Source organism: Streptomyces sp. NPDC002776, assembly GCF_053592195.1.
The window spans coordinates 72,917-90,822 of record NZ_JBSFVG010000005.1 but is presented as its reverse complement, the minus strand read 5'-3'; the positions used below and the strand labels follow the sequence as shown (position 1 = coordinate 90,822).

The 17,906-nt window shown below is 71.1% G+C and carries 16 protein-coding genes; 15 read left to right on the top strand and 1 reads right to left on the bottom strand.

All coding sequences use genetic code 11. The features are described from left to right. Positions 1–95: 95 nt before the first annotated feature. From aroC to nusB, 6 genes are all read left to right on the top strand, one after another. Complete coding sequence (gene aroC, locus ACWD11_RS12455) at positions 96–1,280, top strand: chorismate synthase (RefSeq protein WP_389420698.1); 1,185 nt, start codon at positions 96–98, stop codon at positions 1,278–1,280. 26 nt (positions 1,281–1,306) lie between these two features. Then, complete coding sequence (aroB, locus tag ACWD11_RS12450; protein ID WP_451283125.1) at positions 1,307–2,920, top strand: 3-dehydroquinate synthase; 1,614 nt, start codon at positions 1,307–1,309, stop codon at positions 2,918–2,920. Between the two features lie 165 nt (positions 2,921–3,085). After that, entirely contained in the window at positions 3,086–3,943 is an 858-nt protein-coding gene (locus ACWD11_RS12445) for a Pro-rich N-terminal domain-containing protein (protein WP_389420697.1), read from the top strand. 182 nt (positions 3,944–4,125) lie between these two features. Beyond that, a complete protein-coding gene (locus ACWD11_RS12440; protein WP_389420696.1) occupies positions 4,126–5,232 on the top strand; it encodes an aminopeptidase P family protein in 1,107 nt (368 codons plus the stop codon). 49 nt (positions 5,233–5,281) lie between these two features. Further along, on the top strand, positions 5,282–5,848 hold the full coding sequence (efp, locus tag ACWD11_RS12435) for an elongation factor P (protein WP_328870023.1): 567 nt from the start codon (positions 5,282–5,284) through the stop codon (positions 5,846–5,848). Positions 5,849–5,850: 2 nt separating this feature from the next. Further along, complete coding sequence (gene nusB / locus ACWD11_RS12430; protein WP_451282825.1) at positions 5,851–6,282, top strand: transcription antitermination factor NusB; 432 nt, start codon at positions 5,851–5,853, stop codon at positions 6,280–6,282. A 263-nt stretch (positions 6,283–6,545) separates the two neighbouring features. On the opposite strand, the gene bldD is transcribed toward nusB, so the two are convergent. Continuing rightward, complete coding sequence (bldD, locus tag ACWD11_RS12425; protein WP_007380685.1) at positions 6,546–7,046, bottom strand: transcriptional regulator BldD; 501 nt, start codon at positions 7,044–7,046, stop codon at positions 6,546–6,548. A 252-nt stretch (positions 7,047–7,298) separates the two neighbouring features. Between bldD and pyrR the strand changes: the two genes are divergently transcribed. From pyrR to ACWD11_RS12380, 9 genes are all read left to right on the top strand, one after another. After that, positions 7,299–7,856 carry a bifunctional pyr operon transcriptional regulator/uracil phosphoribosyltransferase PyrR gene (gene pyrR / locus ACWD11_RS12420; protein ID WP_351980902.1) on the top strand — a complete coding sequence of 186 codons (558 nt, stop codon included), beginning with the start codon at positions 7,299–7,301 and terminating at the stop codon, positions 7,854–7,856. Positions 7,857–7,940: 84 nt separating this feature from the next. After that, positions 7,941–8,918 (top strand): aspartate carbamoyltransferase catalytic subunit, encoded by a 978-nt coding sequence (locus ACWD11_RS12415; RefSeq protein ID WP_389420694.1) that lies wholly within the window; start codon positions 7,941–7,943, stop codon positions 8,916–8,918. Between the two features lie 5 nt (positions 8,919–8,923). Beyond that, positions 8,924–10,210 carry a dihydroorotase gene (locus ACWD11_RS12410; protein WP_451119487.1) on the top strand — a complete coding sequence of 429 codons (1,287 nt, stop codon included), beginning with the start codon at positions 8,924–8,926 and terminating at the stop codon, positions 10,208–10,210. Continuing rightward, the gene (locus tag ACWD11_RS12405; RefSeq protein WP_389420692.1) at positions 10,207–10,764 is read left to right on the top strand and encodes a PH-like domain-containing protein; all 558 of its coding nucleotides are present in this window, start codon (positions 10,207–10,209) and stop codon (positions 10,762–10,764) included. Before ACWD11_RS12410 ends, ACWD11_RS12405 begins: the two co-directional genes overlap by 4 nt. Then, positions 10,761–11,903 carry a glutamine-hydrolyzing carbamoyl-phosphate synthase small subunit gene (carA, locus tag ACWD11_RS12400; protein ID WP_451282823.1) on the top strand — a complete coding sequence of 381 codons (1,143 nt, stop codon included), beginning with the start codon at positions 10,761–10,763 and terminating at the stop codon, positions 11,901–11,903. Before ACWD11_RS12405 ends, carA begins: the two co-directional genes overlap by 4 nt. Further along, on the top strand, positions 11,896–15,204 hold the full coding sequence (carB, locus tag ACWD11_RS12395) for a carbamoyl-phosphate synthase large subunit (protein WP_451282821.1): 3,309 nt from the start codon (positions 11,896–11,898) through the stop codon (positions 15,202–15,204). Before carA ends, carB begins: the two co-directional genes overlap by 8 nt. Before the next feature lie 95 nt (positions 15,205–15,299). After that, entirely contained in the window at positions 15,300–16,406 is a 1,107-nt protein-coding gene (locus ACWD11_RS12390) for a quinone-dependent dihydroorotate dehydrogenase (protein ID WP_389420689.1), read from the top strand. After that, complete coding sequence (pyrF, locus tag ACWD11_RS12385) at positions 16,403–17,245, top strand: orotidine-5'-phosphate decarboxylase (protein WP_451282819.1); 843 nt, start codon at positions 16,403–16,405, stop codon at positions 17,243–17,245. The genes ACWD11_RS12390 and pyrF overlap by 4 nt, the downstream gene beginning before the upstream one ends. Positions 17,246–17,562: 317 nt before the next feature. Next, a complete protein-coding gene (locus tag ACWD11_RS12380; RefSeq protein WP_003977346.1) occupies positions 17,563–17,886 on the top strand; it encodes an integration host factor in 324 nt (107 codons plus the stop codon). Positions 17,887–17,906: the final 20 nt, after the last annotated feature.

Here is a 17,906-nt window from a genome sequence, read left to right as displayed (position 1 = left end):
GGCGGGCCGGGGCCGCGCACCTGGTCGTGCCGACGCCGTACGCGAGGACACGCGTACGAAGGGCAGTACCAGGGCGCGAGCACTGAGGAGCATCGTTGAGCAGGTTGCGCTGGCTGACCGCGGGGGAGTCCCACGGCCCCGCACTCGTGGCGACGCTGGAGGGCCTCCCGGCCGGCGTGCCGATCACCACGGAGATGGTGGCGGACCACCTGGCCCGGCGCCGGCTCGGCTATGGCCGCGGTGCGCGGATGAAGTTCGAGCGCGACGAGGTCACCTTCCTCGGCGGCGTCCGGCACGGCCTCACCCTGGGCTCCCCGGTGGCGATCATGGTCGGCAACACCGAGTGGCCCAAGTGGGACCAGGTCATGGCGGCCGACCCGGTCGACCCGGAGATCCTCGCCGGGCTCGCCCGCAACGCCCCGCTGACCCGGCCCCGCCCCGGCCACGCGGACCTCGCGGGCATGCAGAAGTACGGCTTCGACGAGGCCCGGCCGATCCTGGAGCGCGCCTCGGCGCGTGAGACGGCGGCCCGGGTGGCGCTCGGCGCGGTGGCGCGGTCGTACGTGAAGGAGACCGCCGGCATCGAGATCGTCAGCCACGTGGTCGAGCTGTGCTCCGTGAAGGCCCCGCAGGGCGTGTACCCCACCCCGGCCGACGTCGAGAAGCTGGACGCCGACCCGCTGCGCTGCCTGGACGCGGACACCTCGAAGGCGATGGTCGCGGAGGTCGACCAGGCCCACAAGGACGGCGACACCCTCGGCGGCGTGGTCGAGATCCTGGCCTACGGCGTCCCCGTCGGCCTCGGCTCGCACGTGCACTGGGACCGCAAGCTGGACGCGCGGCTCGCCGGTGCGCTCATGGGCATCCAGGCGATCAAGGGCGTGGAGCTCGGCGACGGGTTCGAGCTGGCGCGGGTGCCGGGCTCCAAGGCGCACGACGAGATCGTCAACACCCCCGAGGGCATCAAGCGCGTCTCCGGCCGCTCCGGCGGCACCGAGGGCGGTCTGACCACCGGTGAGCTGCTGCGGGTCCGGGCCGCGATGAAGCCGATCGCGACCGTGCCGCGCGCCCTGCAGACCGTGGACGTCACCACCGGCGAGGCCGCCGCCGCCCACCACCAGCGCTCCGACGTCTCCGCGGTCCCGGCCGCCGGCATCGTCGCCGAGGCCATGGTGGCCCTCGTCCTCGCGGACGCGGTGGCGGAGAAGTTCGGCGGCGACTCGGTCGCCGAGACCCGGCGCAATGTGCGCTCCTACCTCGACAACCTGGTGATCCGGTGAACCCGGTGGTGGTGCTCGTCGGCCCGATGGGCGTGGGCAAGTCCACCGTCGGGCGGCTGCTCGCCGAGCGGCTCGGCGTCGGCTACCGCGACACCGACGACGACATCGTCGCCGAGCAGGGCCGGGCCATCGCCGAGATCTTCGTCGACGAGGGCGAGCCCGCCTTCCGCGCGATCGAGAAGCAGGCCGTGCTGCGGGCACTGGCCGAGCACGAGGGCGTCCTCGCGCTCGGCGGCGGCGCCATTCTGGACGAGGACACGCGCACGGCGCTGGCCGGACTGCGGGTCGTCTACCTCTCGATGGACGTCGAGGAGGCGGTCAAGCGCACCGGCCTGAACGCCGCCCGCCCGCTGCTCGCGGTCAACCCCCGCAAGCAGTGGCGCGAGCTGATGGAGGCCCGCCGTCATCTGTACGAGCAGATCGCCACGGCGGTCGTGGCCACCGACGGCCGTACGCCCGACGAAGTCACCCGAGCCGCCCTGGACGCACTGGAGTTGAAGACTGCATCCCCCGGGGGGCAACCCCCGGACCCCCGGCCGGAGGACGTCATGGCAAGCCAAGTCACCAGGATCCAGGTCGGCGGCACGGCGGGCAGTGAGCCGTACGAGGTTCTGGTGGGCCGTCAACTCCTGGGCGAGCTCGGCGGGTTGATTGGTGACCGGGTCAAGCGGGTCGCCGTCATCCACCCCGAGGCCCTCGCCGAGACCGGCGAGGCGCTGCGTGCCGACCTCGCCGGGCAGGGCTTCGACGCCGTCGCCATCCAGGTGCCGAACGCCGAGGAGGCCAAGACCGCCGAGGTCGCCGCCTACTGCTGGAAGGCGCTCGGCCAGTCCGGCTTCACCCGCACCGACGTCGTGGTGGGCGTCGGCGGCGGCTCCACCACCGACCTCGCCGGGTTCGTGGCCGCGACCTGGCTGCGCGGGGTGCGCTGGATCGCCATCCCGACGACCGTGCTCGCCATGGTCGACGCGGCCGTCGGCGGCAAGACCGGCATCAACACCGCCGAGGGCAAGAACCTCGTCGGCGCCTTCCACCCGCCCGCCGGTGTCCTGTGCGACCTGGCCGCACTGGACTCCCTCCCGGTCAACGACTACGTCTCCGGGCTCGCCGAGGTCATCAAGGCCGGCTTCATCGCCGACCCGGCGATCCTCGACCTCATCGAGTCCGACCCCGAGGCCGCCCGCACCCCGGCCGGACCGCACACCGCCGAGCTGATCGAGCGCTCGATCCGGGTGAAGGCCGAGGTCGTCTCCTCGGACCTGAAGGAGTCGGGCCCGCGCGAGATCCTCAACTACGGCCACACCCTCGGCCACGCCATCGAGAAGAACGAGCGCTACAAGTGGCGGCACGGCGCGGCGGTGGCCGTCGGCATGCACTTCGCCGCCGAACTGGGCCGCCTGGCCGGGCGGCTCGACGACGCGACCGCCGATCGGCACCGCACGATCCTGGAGGCGGTCGGCCTTCCGCTGCACTACCGCTACGACCAGTGGCCCAAGCTGGTGGAGAACATGAAGGTCGACAAGAAGTCCCGCGGCGACCTGCTCCGCTTCATCGTCCTGGACGGCCTGGCCAAGCCGACCGTCCTGGAGGGCCCGGACCCGGCCGTGCTGCTCGCCGCGTACGGAGAAGTGGGCCAGTAAGTCCGCCGGGGCGCCGTACGCCCGATTTTCCCTGTGCGCAGGGGCACTTCGGACCGCCCCCGGCCGTTCACCAAACAGTGGCCGGGGGCGGTACCGTTCGGTAGGGAGCGGGGCTCGCCCCTCGCTGCCAGCGCCAATGTCCCGTACGAGATGGAGTGGCACCGGATGCAGCACGCAGTGGGTTCTCCGCTGCCGCCGCCCCACCAGCCGGGGCACGGACCGGCCGTCGGCTGGTCCCCGGCCGCACACCACCCGGGTCCGCCGCACCCGGGCCCGCACCAGGGGGCCGCCCCGGTGCCCCCGCCGGCGCCCGGCTTCACCGGGCCGCCCCCGGGCCCGGTTCCGCCGACGCCCCCGCACGTCCCGCAGCCCCCGGCCCCGGACACCACCGGCCATGTGCCGCTGCCCCCCGGCGGCCCGGTCGCCATGCCGCCCGTCCCCGCCCCGGGCGCGCCCGATCCGTCCGGCACGACCCTCGCGGTGCTGCTCATCGGCCCGGCGGGTGCCGGGAAGACCAGCGTCGCCAAGTACTGGGCCGACCACCGTCGGGTGCCCACGGCCCACATCAGCCTCGACGACGTCCGCGAATGGGTCCGCTCCGGCTTCGCCGACCCCCAGACCGGCTGGAACGACCACTCCGAGGCCCAGTACCGCCTGGCCCGCCGCACCTGCGGCTTCGCCGCCCGCAACTTCCTGGCCAACGGCATCTCCTGCATCCTCGACGACGCGGTCTTCCCCGACCGCCCGGTCGTCGGCCTCGGCGGCTGGAAGCGCCATGTGGGCCCCGGCCTGCTGCCGGTGGTCCTCCTGCCGGGCCTGGAGATCGTCCTGGAGCGCAACGCGGAACGCTCCGGCAACCGCCGCCTCACCGACGAGGAGGTGGCCCGCATCCACGGCCGCATGGCGGGCTGGTACGGCTCGGGCCTGCCGATCATCGACAACTCCCAAATGGACGTGCAGCAGACGGCCCAGGTCCTGGACGACGTACTGGCCCGGTCCATAGCGAGCCCGCCGAGCTGGTAAAGGGCTCCTTGTGACGCAGGGGACCGGTCCCACCCCAGGGGCGCGGGGCTGTATCGATGTGCGGCTCCGCCGCGCGGGCGCGACAAGCCCCCACAGCCCCGCACCTGGCGCAGCAACCGCAACCACCCCCCACTCGGCCCTCCCGACCGGCGCCGCGCCTACAAGACTCCTACGCTCGTGTCATGTCAGAGGTGTACGCCACGCGAAGATCCCGCCTACGGGACCACTGCCAAGCCGGCGGCAGCCACTCCGCTCTGGTCACCCGCCCCGCCAACGTCCGCTACCTGGCGGGCGCGGCCCCCCAGAACGCCGTCCTGCTGATCGGCCGTACCGAGGACGTCCTGGTGTGCACCGGCCCGCCGGACGACCGCCCCGCCGGGGGCCGCCCGGACGAGGCGCTGCGCGTGCACCGGCTCCCCGGCGCCGGAGGCGATCCGGCGGTGGCCGCCGCCGATCTCGCCGGAGGGCAGCGCGCCGAATCCCTGGCCGTGGAGGAGCATCACCTCACCGTCGCCCGGTACCGGGCCATCACCTCCGTCGCGCCCCGGCTGCGCCTCGCGGGGCTGGGCGGAGCCGTCGAACAGCTGAGGGTGGTGAAGGACGAGGAGGAGATCTCCTGTCTGCGCATCGGCGCCGAGATCGCCGACCAGGCCCTCGGCGAGCTCCTGGAGTCCATCCTCGTCGGCCGCACCGAGCGGCATCTCGCCCTGGAGCTGGAGCGCCGGCTCGTCGACCACGGGGCCGACGGCCCCGCCTTCCCGACCTCTGTGGCCACCGGCCCGAACTCCGGCCGCCGCGGCCACCGGCCCACCGACCGACGGGTCGAGGAGGGCGACTTTCTCTCCGTCTGCCTGGGCGCCACCTACCGCGGCTACCGCTGCGAGATCGGCCGCACCTTCGTCATCGGCACCTCGCCGGCCGACTGGCAGATCGAGCTGTACGACCTCGTCTTCGCCGCTCAGCGCGCCGGCCGGGAGAGCCTGGCACCCGGCGCCGCCTACCGCGACGTGGACCGGGCGGCCCGCCAGGTGCTGGACTCCGCGGGGCATGCGGAGGGGCTGCCACCGCTCACCGGCCATGGCGTCGGACTCGAAATCGACGAGGACCCGCAGTTGGCTCCCGCGGCCATGGGTAAACTGGACGCTTGCGTGCCGGTCACCGTCGAACCGGGGGTTCACCTCCCGGGCCGGGGCGGCGTCCGGATCGATGACACGCTCGTCGTCCGCCCCGAGGCGGACGGCGGACCCGAGCTACTCACCATCACGACCAAGGAGCTGCTCGCGCTGTAGGAGTGCGTGCGCCGGGGTCGTCCACGTCAGTCCAGGAGATTCCGCAACCGTGGCTTCCACGAACGACCTCAAGAACGGCATGGTGCTCAAGCTCGAAGGCGGCCAGCTCTGGTCCGTCGTCGAGTTCCAGCACGTCAAGCCCGGCAAGGGCCCGGCCTTCGTGCGCACCAAGCTCAAGAACGTGCTCTCCGGCAAGGTCGTCGACAAGACGTTCAACGCCGGTGTCAAGGTCGAGACGGCCACTGTCGACAAGCGCGACATGCAGTTCTCGTACATGGACGGCGAGTACTTCGTCTTCATGGACATGGAGACCTACGACCAGCTGATGGTCGACCGCAAGGCCGTCGGCGACGCCGCCAACTTCCTGATCGAGGGCTTCACCGCCACCGTCGCGCAGCACGAGGGCGAGGTGCTCTTCGTCGAGCTGCCGGCCGCCGTCGAGCTCGTCATCCAGGAGACCGAGCCGGGCGTCCAGGGCGACCGCTCCACCGGTGGCACCAAGCCCGCCATCCTGGAGACCGGCCACCAGATCAACGTCCCGCTCTTCATCACCACCGGTGAGAAGATCAAGGTCGACACCCGCACGAGCGACTACCTCGGCCGGGTGAACAGCTAACCGTGGCTGCCCGCAACACGGCCCGCAAGCGCGCCTTCCAGATCCTCTTCGAGGGCGACCAGCGCGACGCCGACGTCCTGACGGTCCTCGCGGACTGGGTCCGGCTCTCCCACGCCGACACCCGCCAGCCGCCGGTGAGCGAGTACACGATGCAGCTCGTCGAGGGCTACGCGGAGCACGCGCGCCGGATCGACGACCTGCTCGCGCAGTACTCGGTCGGCTGGACGCTGGACCGGATGCCGGTCGTGGACCGCAACATCCTGCGGCTCGGCGCCTACGAGCTGATCTGGGTCGACGAGACCCCGGACGCCGTCGTGCTCGACGAGATGGTGCAGCTGGCCAAGGAGTTCTCCACGGACGAGTCGCCCTCGTTCGTGAACGGCCTCCTCGGCCGTCTGAAGGAGCTCAAGCCGACGCTGCGCCGGGAGGCGTAGGCGGCGGTACGACGAACGCCGGGGGCCTGCAGCGCGCTTGCTGCGGGCCCCCGGCGTTCGTGCGCCCAGGGGGGCGGGGTGGTGCCGCCGCTTGCGGCCCGGCGGTGGTCCGTGGCTGGTCGCGCAGTTCCCCGCGCCCCTGCCCGGCGTTGCCGTGGCCGGAGTCGTCACCGCGCCGGAACACGGAAAACACCGCCGGGGTGGCGGGAGCCACATAGCTCCTACCACCCCGGCGTTACGTTTCTGCTCAACCCGCGGAGCGTTCAGCTGTCCTCGTGGGACACCGCGCGGCGGGCGTCGGCGTCCAGCACGCCCCAGCTGATCAGCTGCTCGGTGAGGACCGAGGGGGACTGGTCGTAGATGACGGCGAGTGTGCGCAGGTCGTCCTGGCGGATCGAGAGCACCTTGCCGTTGTAGTCACCGCGCTGCGACTGGATCGTCGCGGCGTAGCGCTGGAGGGGGCCCGCCTTCTCGGCCGGCACGTGGGCCAGCCGCTCCAGGTCCAGGACCAGCTTCGGCGGCGGCTCGGCGGCCCCGCCCGGCGTGGTGCCGGGCAGCAGCTCCTGCACCGGAACGCCGTAGAAATCCGCCAGCTCGGCAAGGCGCTGCACGGTCACGGCACGGTCGCCGCGCTCGTACGAACCGACCACCACGGCCTTCCAGCGTCCCTGGGACTTCTCCTCGACACCGTGGAGGGAAAGGCCCTGCTGGGTGCGGATGGCCCGGAGCTTGGCCCCGAGCTGTTTGGCGTATTCGCTGGACATATAGCTCCCCGGACACTGTGTCGACGCGGCCGGCCGTCTTCCTGCCGCGCGGCTGGTAACTCACTGTGAGGTTACGCAGCGTGACTCTCGTGCGTCAAGCCGAATGGTCCACACCGACTCTTCCGTGGTCGCGGCGGTCGGTTGGGCCAAGGGGGTGATCCGAGTCCGGTTCCCGGCCTGCTACGGTGGATGACGCAAACCCGACGTCCTTTAAGGTCCGTCCCGTGAGGCGGAGAAGGAGGTCCTTTTCCCATGGACACGCAAGCGTCCGATGCGCGGCCCGTTCTCGAGGGCCCCGACATCGCGCGGGTACTGACCCGCATCGCCCACGAGATCGTCGAACGCGCCAAGGGCGCCGACGACGTGGTGCTCCTCGGCATTCCCACCCGGGGCGTCTTCCTCGCCCGGCGGCTGGCCGAGAAGCTCGAAGAGATCACCGGCGGCAAGATCCCGGTCGGCTCGCTCGACATCACCATGTACCGCGACGACCTGCGCATGCACCCGCCGCGCGCGCTCGCCCGTACGGAGATCCCCGGTGACGGGCTCGACGGCCGGCTGGTCGTCCTCGTCGACGACGTGCTCTTCTCCGGCCGCACCATCCGTGCCGCCCTCGACGCGCTGAACGACCTCGGCCGCCCCCGCGCCGTGCAGCTCGCCGTGCTCGTCGACCGCGGCCACCGCGAACTGCCCATCCGCGCCGACTACGTCGGCAAGAACCTCCCCACGTCGTTGCGGGAGACGGTCAAGGTCCAGCTCACCGAGGAGGACGGTCGCGACACCGTGCTGCTCGGTGTGAAGCCGACCTCGTAGCAGCCGGACCGCGTACGCCCTGTCGGTGCGCCCTCGCCTGCCCGGAATCTCCCGATACCTGAACTGCCTTACGGAGCCTGACAGATGCAGCGTCATCTCATCTCGGCCGCCGATCTCACCCGCGACGACGCCGTCCAGATCCTCGACACCGCCGAGGAGATGGCCCGGGTGGCCGACCGGCCCATCAAGAAGCTGCCGACCCTGCGCGGCCGCACCATCGTGAACCTCTTCTTCGAGGACTCCACGCGCACGCGTATCTCCTTCGAGGCCGCCGAGAAGCGCCTGTCCGCGGACGTCATCAACTTCTCGGCCAAGGGATCCAGCGTCTCCAAGGGCGAGTCCCTCAAGGACACCGCCCAGACCCTGGAGGCCATGGGCGTCGACGCCGTGGTCATCCGGCACGGCGCCTCCGGAGCGCCGTACCGGCTCGCCAACTCCGGGTGGATCGACGCGGTCGTCATCAACGCCGGTGACGGCACCCACCAGCACCCCACCCAGGCCCTGCTGGACGCCTTCACCATGCGCCGCCGGCTCGTCGGCCGGGACGCCGGGATCGGCCAGGACCTGGCCGGCAAGCGGATCACGCTGGTCGGCGACGTCCTGCACAGCCGGGTCGCCCGCTCCAACGTCGACCTGCTGCACACCCTCGGCGCCGAGGTCACCCTGGTCGCCCCGCCCACCCTGGTCCCGGTCGGCGTCGGCACCTGGCCGTGCGAGGTGTCGTACGACCTGGACGCCGTGCTCCCCAAGTCCGACGCCGTGATGATGCTCCGCGTCCAGCGGGAGCGCATGAACGCCGCGTTCTTCCCCACCGAGCGCGAGTACTCGCGCCGCTACGGCCTCGACGGCGACCGCATGGCCAAGATGCCCGAGCACGCCATCGTGATGCACCCCGGGCCGATGGTGCGCGGCATGGAGATCACCGCCGAGGTCGCCGACTCCGAGCGCTGCACCGTCGTCGAGCAGGTCGCAAACGGAGTCTCCATCCGGATGGCCGTCCTGTACCTGCTGCTGGGCGGCAACCAGCCCGCCGTCAGCCACACCCGCATCGAGGAGAAGTAAGACAGATGAGCAAGATCCTGATCCGTGGTGCGAAGGTGCTCGGGGGCGAGCCGCAGGACGTCCTGATCGACGGTGCGACCATCGCCGAGGTGGGCACCGGTCTGAGCGCGGAGGGCGCCGAGGTCGTCGAGGCGGCCGGCAAGGTGCTGCTGCCGGGCCTGGTCGATCTGCACACCCATCTGCGCGAGCCCGGCCGCGAGGACTCCGAGACCGTCCTGACCGGCACGCGCGCGGCGGCCGGCGGTGGCTACACCGCCGTGTTCGCCATGGCCAACACCTTCCCCGTCGCCGACACCGCCGGCGTGGTCGAGCAGGTCTACCGGCTCGGCCAGGAGCACGGCTACTGCGACGTCCAGCCCATCGGTGCCGTCACCGTCGGCCTGGAGGGCAAGAAGCTCGCCGAGCTGGGCGCCATGCACGAGTCGGCGGCCGGTGTCACCGTCTTCTCCGACGACGGCAAGTGCGTCGACGACGCCGTGATGATGCGCCGGGCGCTGGAGTACGTGAAGGCCTTCGGCGGCGTTGTCGCGCAGCACGCGCAGGAGCCGCGGCTGACCGAGGGCGCCCAGATGAACGAGGGCGTCGTCTCCGCCGAGCTGGGACTCGGGGGCTGGCCCGCGGTGGCCGAGGAGTCGATCATCGCCCGGGACGTCCTGCTCGCCGAGCACGTCGGCTCCCGCGTCCACATCTGCCACCTGTCGACCGCCGGGTCCGTCGAGATCGTGCGCTGGGCCAAGTCCCGCGGCATCGACGTCACCGCCGAGGTCACCCCGCACCACCTCCTGCTCACCGACGAGCTGGTGCGGACGTACAACCCGGTCTACAAGGTCAACCCGCCGCTGCGCACCGAGCGTGACGTCCTGGCGCTGCGCGAGGCGCTCGCCGACGGCACGATCGACATCGTCGCCACCGACCACGCCCCGCACCCGCACGAGGACAAGGACTGCGAGTGGGCCGCGGCCGCCATGGGCATGGTCGGCCTGGAGACCGCGTTGTCAGTGGTCCAGGAGACCATGGTGGACACCGGGCTCCTCACCTGGGCCGGGGTCGCCGAGCGCATGTCCGTCAAGCCCGCCGAGATCGGGCGGGCGACGGGACACGGCCGCCCCGTCTCGGCTGGTGAGCCCGCCAACCTCACGCTCGTCGACACGGAATACCGTGGGTCCGTGGACCCCGCGGGCTTCGCCTCGCGCAGCCGCAACACTCCGTACCAGGGGCGTGAGCTGCCGGGCCGTGTGACGCACACGTGGCTCCGGGGCAAGGCCACGCTCGTCGACGGGAAGCTCACGTGACACCTGTAACTCTGCTCGCCGAACAGAAGTCGGCCGAGGTGACCGACTGGGCCGCCCGGATCGGCTGGCTCGTCGGACTGGCCCTCTTCGTCGCGCTCGTCTACTGGCTGATGCGCGAGGGCTGGAAATGGCGCGGCACCCTCCAGGGCGACCTGCCCGAGCTGCCCGGCGCGCCGTCCGAGCCGGGCGAGGCCACACTGACGATGAGCGGCCGGTACCACGGCTCCACGACCGCCGGGCAGTGGCTCGACCGCATCGTGGCGCACGGCCTGGGCACCCGCAGCCGGGTCGAGCTCACGCTGACGGAGGCGGGCCTGGACGTCGTACGCCCCGGGGCGAGCGACTTCTTCGTCCCGGCCGGGCAGCTGCGCGAGGCCCGGCTCGACAAAGGCATCGCCGGCAAGGTCCTGACCGAGGGCGGACTGCTCGTGGTGACCTGGGCGCACGGCGACCGCCTGATCGACTCCGGCTTCCGCTCGGACACGGCGGCCGAGCACACCGAGTGGGTCGACACCCTGAACCAGATGATCAACGACACGGAAGGCGCACGATGACGACCTCCACCAGGGGAGCCACCAGGGTTCCCGCCGTCCTCGTCCTGGAGGACGGCCGGATCTTCCGCGGCCGTGCCTACGGGGCCGTGGGGGTGACCTTCGGCGAGGCCGTGTTCTCCACCGGGATGACCGGCTACCAGGAGACCCTCACCGACCCGTCGTACCACCGCCAGGTCGTCGTGATGACCGCCCCGCACGTGGGCAACACCGGCGTCAACGACGAGGACTCCGAGTCGAAGCGGATCTGGGTCGCCGGATACGTCGTGCGCGACCCCGCGCGCGTGCCGTCCAACTGGCGCTCCCGGCGCTCGTTGGACGAGGAGCTGCGCCGGCAGGGCGTCGTCGGGATCTCCGGCATCGACACGCGCGCGCTGACCCGCCATCTGCGCGAGCGCGGCGCCATGCGCGTCGGCATCTTCTCCGGCAACGCCCTGCCCGACGAGGGCACCATGATCTCCGAGGTGCGCCAGGCCCCCGAGATGACGGGCGCCGACCTCTCCGCAGAGGTCGCCACCACCGAGACGTACGTCGTCCCGGCGATCGGCGAGAAGAAGTTCACCGTCGCCGCCATCGACCTCGGCATCAAGGGCATGACCCCGCACCGGATGGCCGAGCGCGGCATCGAGGTGCACGTCCTGCCGGCGACCGCGACCCCCGAGGACGTGTACGCGGTCCGGCCCGACGGCGTGTTCTTCTCCAACGGCCCGGGCGACCCGTCCACCGCCGACCACCCTGTCGCCCTCATGCAGGCGGTCCTGGAGCGCGGCACCCCGCTGTTCGGCATCTGCTTCGGCAATCAGATCCTGGGCCGCGCGCTCGGCTTCGGCACGTACAAGCTGAAGTACGGCCACCGCGGCATCAACCAGCCCGTGCAGGACCGTACGACCGGCAAGGTCGAGGTCACCGCGCACAACCACGGATTCGCCGTCGACGCCCCGCTCGACAAGGTCTCCGACACCCCCTTCGGCCGCGCCGAGGTCTCCCACGTCTGCCTGAACGACAACGTGGTGGAGGGCCTGCAGCTGCTCGACAAGCCGGCCTTCAGCGTCCAGTACCACCCCGAGGCGGCGGCCGGCCCGCACGATGCCGCCTACCTGTTCGACCGCTTCACGTCTTTGATGGAGGGCCAGCGTGCCTAAGCGCACCGATATCCAGTCCGTCCTGGTCATCGGCTCCGGCCCGATCGTCATCGGCCAGGCCGCCGAGTTCGACTACTCCGGCACGCAGGCGTGCCGCGTGCTCAAGGCCGAGGGCCTGCGCGTCATCCTGGTCAACTCCAACCCGGCGACGATCATGACCGACCCGGAGATCGCCGACGCCACCTACGTCGAGCCGATCACCCCCGAGTTCGTCGAGAAGATCATCGCCAAGGAGCGCCCGGACACCCTGCTGCCCACCCTGGGCGGCCAGACGGCGCTCAACACCGCCATCTCGCTGCACGAGAACGGCGTCCTGGAGAAGTACGGCGTCGAGCTGATCGGCGCCAACGTGGAGGCGATCCACAAGGGCGAGGACCGCGACCAGTTCAAGGTGGTCGTCGAGGAGGTCCGCAAGAAGATCGGCCACGGCGAGTCCGCCCGCTCGGTCATCTGCCACACCATGGACGACGTCCTCAAGGGCGTCGAGACCCTGGGCGGCTACCCAGTCGTCGTCCGCCCGTCCTTCACCATGGGCGGCGCCGGATCCGGCTTCGCCCACGACGAGGAGGAACTGCGCCGCATCGCCGGGCAGGGCCTCACGCTCTCGCCGACCACCGAGGTGCTCCTGGAGGAGTCCATCCTCGGCTGGAAGGAGTACGAGCTGGAGCTGATGCGCGACAAGCACGACAACGTCGTGGTCGTCTGCTCCATCGAGAACTTCGACCCCATGGGCGTGCACACCGGTGACTCGATCACCGTCGCCCCCGCGATGACGCTGACCGACCGCGAGTACCAGGTGCTGCGCGACGTCGGCATCGCGATCATCCGCGAGGTCGGCGTCGACACCGGCGGCTGCAACATCCAGTTCGCGGTGAACCCCGAGGACGGCCGGGTCATCGTCATCGAGATGAACCCGCGCGTGTCCCGGTCGAGCGCGCTCGCCTCCAAGGCGACCGGCTTCCCGATCGCCAAGATCGCCGCCAAGCTCGCCGTCGGCTACACCCTCGACGAGATCCCGAACGACATCACCCAGGAGACCCCGGCCTCCTTCGAGCCCACGCTCGACTACGTGGTCGTCAAGGCCCCCCGGTTCGCCTTCGAGAAGTTCCCGTCCGCCGACTCCACGCTGACCACCACCATGAAGTCGGTCGGCGAGGCCATGGCCATCGGCCGCAACTTCACCGAGGCGTTCCAGAAGGCGCTGCGCTCGCTGGAGAAGAAGGGCAGCCAGTTCACCTTCGTGGGCGAGCCCGGCGACAAGGCCGCGCTGCTGGAGGAGTCCGTCCGCCCCACCGACGGCCGGATCAACACCGTCATGCAGGCCATCCGCGCGGGCGCCACGCCCGAGGAGGTCTTCGCGTACACGAAGATCGACCCCTGGTTCGTCGACCAGCTCTTCCTGATCAAGGAGATCGCCGACGAGCTCGCCGAGGCGCCCGAGCTGACCCCCGAGCTGCTCGCCGAGGCCAAGCGGCACGGCTTCTCCGACCAGCAGATCGGCGAGATCCGCGGCCTGCGCGAGGACGTCGTCCGCGAGGTGCGGCACGCGCTCGGCATCCGCCCGGTCTACAAGACGGTCGACACCTGCGCCGCCGAGTTCGCCGCGAAGACGCCGTACTTCTACTCCTCCTACGACGAGGAGACCGAGGTCGCCCCGCGCGAGAAGCCCGCGGTGATCATCCTCGGCTCCGGCCCCAACCGGATCGGCCAGGGCATCGAGTTCGACTACTCCTGCGTCCACGCCTCCTTCGCGCTGAGCGACGCCGGGTACGAGACCGTGATGGTCAACTGCAACCCGGAGACCGTCTCCACCGACTACGACACCTCCGACCGCCTGTACTTCGAGCCGCTGACGTTGGAAGACGTGCTGGAGATCGTCCACGCGGAGGCGAAGGCCGGTCCGATCGCCGGCGTCGTCGTGCAGCTCGGCGGGCAGACGCCGCTGGGCCTGGCGCAGGCGTTGAAGGACAACGGCGTCAAGGTCGTCGGTACGTCCCCGGAGGCGATCCACGCCGCCGAGGACCGCGGCGCCTTCGGCCGCGTCCTGAAGGAGGCCGGCCTCCCGGCGCCCAAGCACGGCACCGCCACCACCTTCGCCGAGGCCAAGGCCATCGCCGACGAGATCGGCTACCCGGTCCTCGTGCGGCCGTCGTACGTCCTCGGCGGGCGCGGCATGGAGATCGTCTACGACGAGACCCGGCTGTCGTCCTACATCGCCGAGTCGACCGAGATCAGCCCGACCCGGCCGGTCCTCGTCGACCGCTTCCTGGACGACGCGATCGAGATCGACGTGGACGCGCTCTACGACGGCGAGGAGCTCTACCTCGGCGGCGTGATGGAGCACATCGAGGAGGCCGGCATCCACTCCGGCGACTCCGCGTGCGCGCTGCCCCCGATCACCCTCGGCGGCTTCGACATCAAGCGGCTCCGGGCGTCCACGGAGGCCATCGCCCGCGGCGTCGGCGTCCGCGGCCTGATCAACATCCAGTTCGCGATGGCGGGTGACATCCTCTACGTCCTGGAGGCCAACCCGCGCGCGTCCCGTACGGTCCCCTTCACCTCGAAGGCGACCGCGGTGCCGCTGGCGAAGGCCGCCGCCCGGATCTCGCTCGGTGCGACCGTCGCCGAGCTGCGGGCCGAGGGGCTGCTGCCGCGCACCGGGGACGGCGGCGAGCTGCCGCTGGACGCGCCGATCTCCGTCAAGGAGGCCGTCATGCCGTGGTCGCGCTTCCGCGACATCCACGGCCGCGGTGTCGACACCGTCCTCGGCCCGGAGATGCGCTCCACCGGCGAGGTCATGGGCATCGACTCCGTCTTCGGCACGGCGTACGCCAAGTCGCAGGCCGGCGCGTACGGCCCGCTGCCCACCAAGGGCCGCGCCTTCATCTCGGTGGCCAACCGCGACAAGCGCTCGGTGATCTTCCCGGCCCGTGAACTGGTCGCGCACGGCTTCGAGCTGCTCGCCACCTCCGGCACCGCCGAGGTCCTCAAGCGCAACGGCATCAACGCCACCGTGGTGCGCAAGCAGTCCGAGGGCACCGGCCCGAACGGCGAGAAGACCATCGTCCAGCTCATCCACGACGGCGAGGTCAACCTCATCGTCAACACCCCCTACGGCACGGGCGGCCGCCTGGACGGCTACGAGATCCGTACGGCCGCCGTGGCGCGGTCCGTGCCCTGCCTGACGACCGTGCAGGCGCTGGCCGCCGCGGTGCAGGGCATCGACGCCCTCAACCACGGCGATGTGGGCGTCCGCTCGCTCCAGGAACACGCCGAGCACCTGACCGCGGCCCGCGGCTAGCAGCCCTGAGGGGGACACCGGAAACGGTGTCCCCCTCTTGGTGAGGACACCGGACACCCCTTCCTGGTGCGGACACCACATTCCTGGTGAGGACCATGTACAAGATCTTCTTCAACCTCGTCTTCAAGCGGATGGATCCCGAGCGGGCGCACTACCTGGCCTTCCGCTGGATCCGGCTCGCCGTGCGCGTCCCGGTGCTGCGCACGTTCATCGCCGCCGCGCTCGCGCCCCGCCACAAGGAGCTGCGCACCGAGGCCTTCGGGCTGCGGATGCACGGGCCCTTCGGGCTCGCCGCCGGCTTCGACAAGAACGCGGTCGCCATCGACGGCATGTCGATGCTCGGCTTCGACCACGTCGAGATCGGCACCGTGACCGGGGAGGCGCAGCCCGGCAACCCCAAGAAGCGGCTGTTCCGGCTCGTACCGGACCGGGCGCTGATCAACCGCATGGGCTTCAACAACGAGGGCTCGCTGGCCGTCGCCGCCCGGCTGGCCTCCCGCAACCCGGTCTTCAGGACGGTCGTGGGCGTGAACATCGGCAAGACCAAGGTGGTGCCCGAGGCCGAGGCGGCCGGTGACTACGTGAAGTCGACCGAGCGGCTGGCGCCGTACGCCGACTACCTCGTCGTGAACGTCTCCTCGCCGAACACGCCGGGGCTGCGCAACCTCCAGGCCACCGAGGCGCTGCGCCCGCTGCTGAGCGCCGTGCGCGAGGCCGCCGACCGCACGGTCACCACGCGCCGCGTCCCGCTCCTGGTCAAGATCGCTCCGGACCTCGCCGACGAGGACATCGACGCCGTCGCCGACCTCGCGGTCGAGCTCGGCCTGGACGGGATCATCGCCACGAACACCACCATCGCGCGCGAGGGCCTCGGTCTGACCTCCGAGCCCGCCCTGGTCAAGGAGGCCGGCGGACTGTCCGGCGCCCCGCTCAAGGCCCGCTCCCTGGAGGTGCTGCGGCGCCTCTACGCGCGCGTGGGCGACCGCATCACCCTGGTGGGCGTCGGCGGCATCGAGAACGCCGAGGACGCCTGGCAGCGCATCCTGGCCGGCGCCACGCTGGTCCAGGGATACAGCGCCTTCGTCTACGAGGGGCCCTTCTGGGGCCGCGCGATCCACAAGGGCCTCGCCGCCCGCCTGCGCACCAGCCCGTACGCCACTCTCGCCGACGCGGTCGGCGCCGACGTGAGGAAGGCCGCATGACCCAGGAACCCTTCGGCGCGCGGCTGCGCCGTGCCATGGACGAGCGGGGCCCGCTCTGCGTCGGCATCGACCCGCACGCCTCACTGCTCTCGGAGTGGGGCCTGGACGACGACCTCGCGGGGCTGGAGCGCTTCAGCCGTACCGTCGTCGAGGCCATGGCCGACCGGGTCGCCGTCCTGAAGCCGCAGAGCGCGTTCTTCGAGCGCTTCGGCTCGCGCGGGATCGCCGTGCTGGAGAAATCGGTGGAGGAGGCGCGGGCGGCCGGGGCGCTGGTCGTCATGGACGCCAAGCGCGGCGACATCGGCTCGACCATGGCCGCGTACGCCGAGTCCTTCCTGCGCAAGGACTCCCCGCTGTTCTCGGACGCGCTGACCGTCTCGCCGTACCTCGGCTACGGCTCGCTCTCGCCCGCCGTGGCGCTGGCGCGGGAGAGCGGCGCGGGGCTGTTCGTGCTGGCGCTGACCTCCAACCCGGAGGGCGGCGAGGTCCAGCACGCGATCCGCGCGGACGGCCGGAACGTCGGCGCGACGATGCTGGCCCACCTGGCCGCCGAGAACGAGGGGGAGGAGCCGCTCGGCTCCTTCGGGGCGGTCGTCGGCGCCACGCTCGGCGATCTGTCCTCCTACGACCTGAGGATCAACGGCCCGCTCCTGGCGCCCGGCATCGGCGCCCAGGGGGCCACTGCGGCCGACCTTCCCCGGGTCTTCGGGGCGGCGGTGCGAAATGTGGTGCCGAACGTAAGCCGGGGAGTGCTGCGCCACGGTCCCGACGTCGGGGCGCTGCGCGCGTCCGCCGAGCGGTTCGCGGAGGAGATCCGGACGGCCGTGACCGCCGGGTGAGTCCCGCGGGGACACCGATCGGGAGTATTTAGACGCTTGATCGGCAGTATTTAGACGCTTGTTCGAGTCCGCCGATGAGTGACCGCGGGTCGACTTGAGTCTGAATACATCCTCAAATCCAGGGCAATATGTCTTAAATGTCCGTCCTGACGGAGGCTGACCAGGACTTTTCCGCTGTTCTCGCTGACTCTGGCGGACTTGCCCGCTAGTCTCCGAGCAGAGAACGGGCAAGCGTGTTGCTCGTACTCCGCAGGTGTGGGGCGACTAGGTTCCTCACCGGTCCGTATCCGACAGTCAACATCCGAGGTGACGTAGGCGTGGCTCTTCCGCCCCTTACCCCTGAACAGCGCGCAGCCGCGCTCGAAAAGGCCGCCGCGGCTCGCCGGGAGCGGGCCGAGGTCAAGAATCGACTCAAGCACTCCGGCGCCTCCCTTCACGAGGTCATCAAGCAGGGCCAGGAGAACGACGTCATCGGCAAGATGAAGGTCTCCGCCCTTCTTGAGTCGCTGCCGGGCGTGGGCAAGGTCCGCGCCAAGCAGATCATGGAGCGACTCGGTATCTCCGAGAGCCGCCGTGTGCGTGGCCTCGGCTCCAACCAGATCGCTTCCCTGGAGCGTGAGTTCGGCAGCACCGGCTCCTGATCCCGGGCACTGCCGGGAAG

Excerpts from the sequence above, each read along its gene's own strand:
- ACWD11_RS12410 (WP_451119487.1), top strand. The coding sequence starts at position 8,924 with ATGAGCAAGATCCTGATCCGTGGTGCGAAGGTGCTCGGGGGCGAGCCG.
- pyrF (WP_451282819.1), top strand. The coding sequence starts at position 16,403 with ATGACCCAGGAACCCTTCGGCGCGCGGCTGCGCCGTGCCATGGACGAG.
- bldD (WP_007380685.1), bottom strand. The coding sequence starts at position 7,046 with ATGTCCAGCGAATACGCCAAACAGCTCGGGGCCAAGCTCCGGGCCATC.
- carA (WP_451282823.1), top strand. The coding sequence starts at position 10,761 with ATGACGACCTCCACCAGGGGAGCCACCAGGGTTCCCGCCGTCCTCGTC.
- ACWD11_RS12440 (WP_389420696.1), top strand. The coding sequence starts at position 4,126 with ATGTCAGAGGTGTACGCCACGCGAAGATCCCGCCTACGGGACCACTGC.
- ACWD11_RS12445 (WP_389420697.1), top strand. The coding sequence starts at position 3,086 with ATGCAGCACGCAGTGGGTTCTCCGCTGCCGCCGCCCCACCAGCCGGGG.
- ACWD11_RS12390 (WP_389420689.1), top strand. The coding sequence starts at position 15,300 with ATGTACAAGATCTTCTTCAACCTCGTCTTCAAGCGGATGGATCCCGAG.
- pyrR (WP_351980902.1), top strand. The coding sequence starts at position 7,299 with ATGGACACGCAAGCGTCCGATGCGCGGCCCGTTCTCGAGGGCCCCGAC.
- aroB (WP_451283125.1), top strand. The coding sequence starts at position 1,307 with ATGGGCGTGGGCAAGTCCACCGTCGGGCGGCTGCTCGCCGAGCGGCTC.
- ACWD11_RS12415 (WP_389420694.1), top strand. The coding sequence starts at position 7,941 with ATGCAGCGTCATCTCATCTCGGCCGCCGATCTCACCCGCGACGACGCC.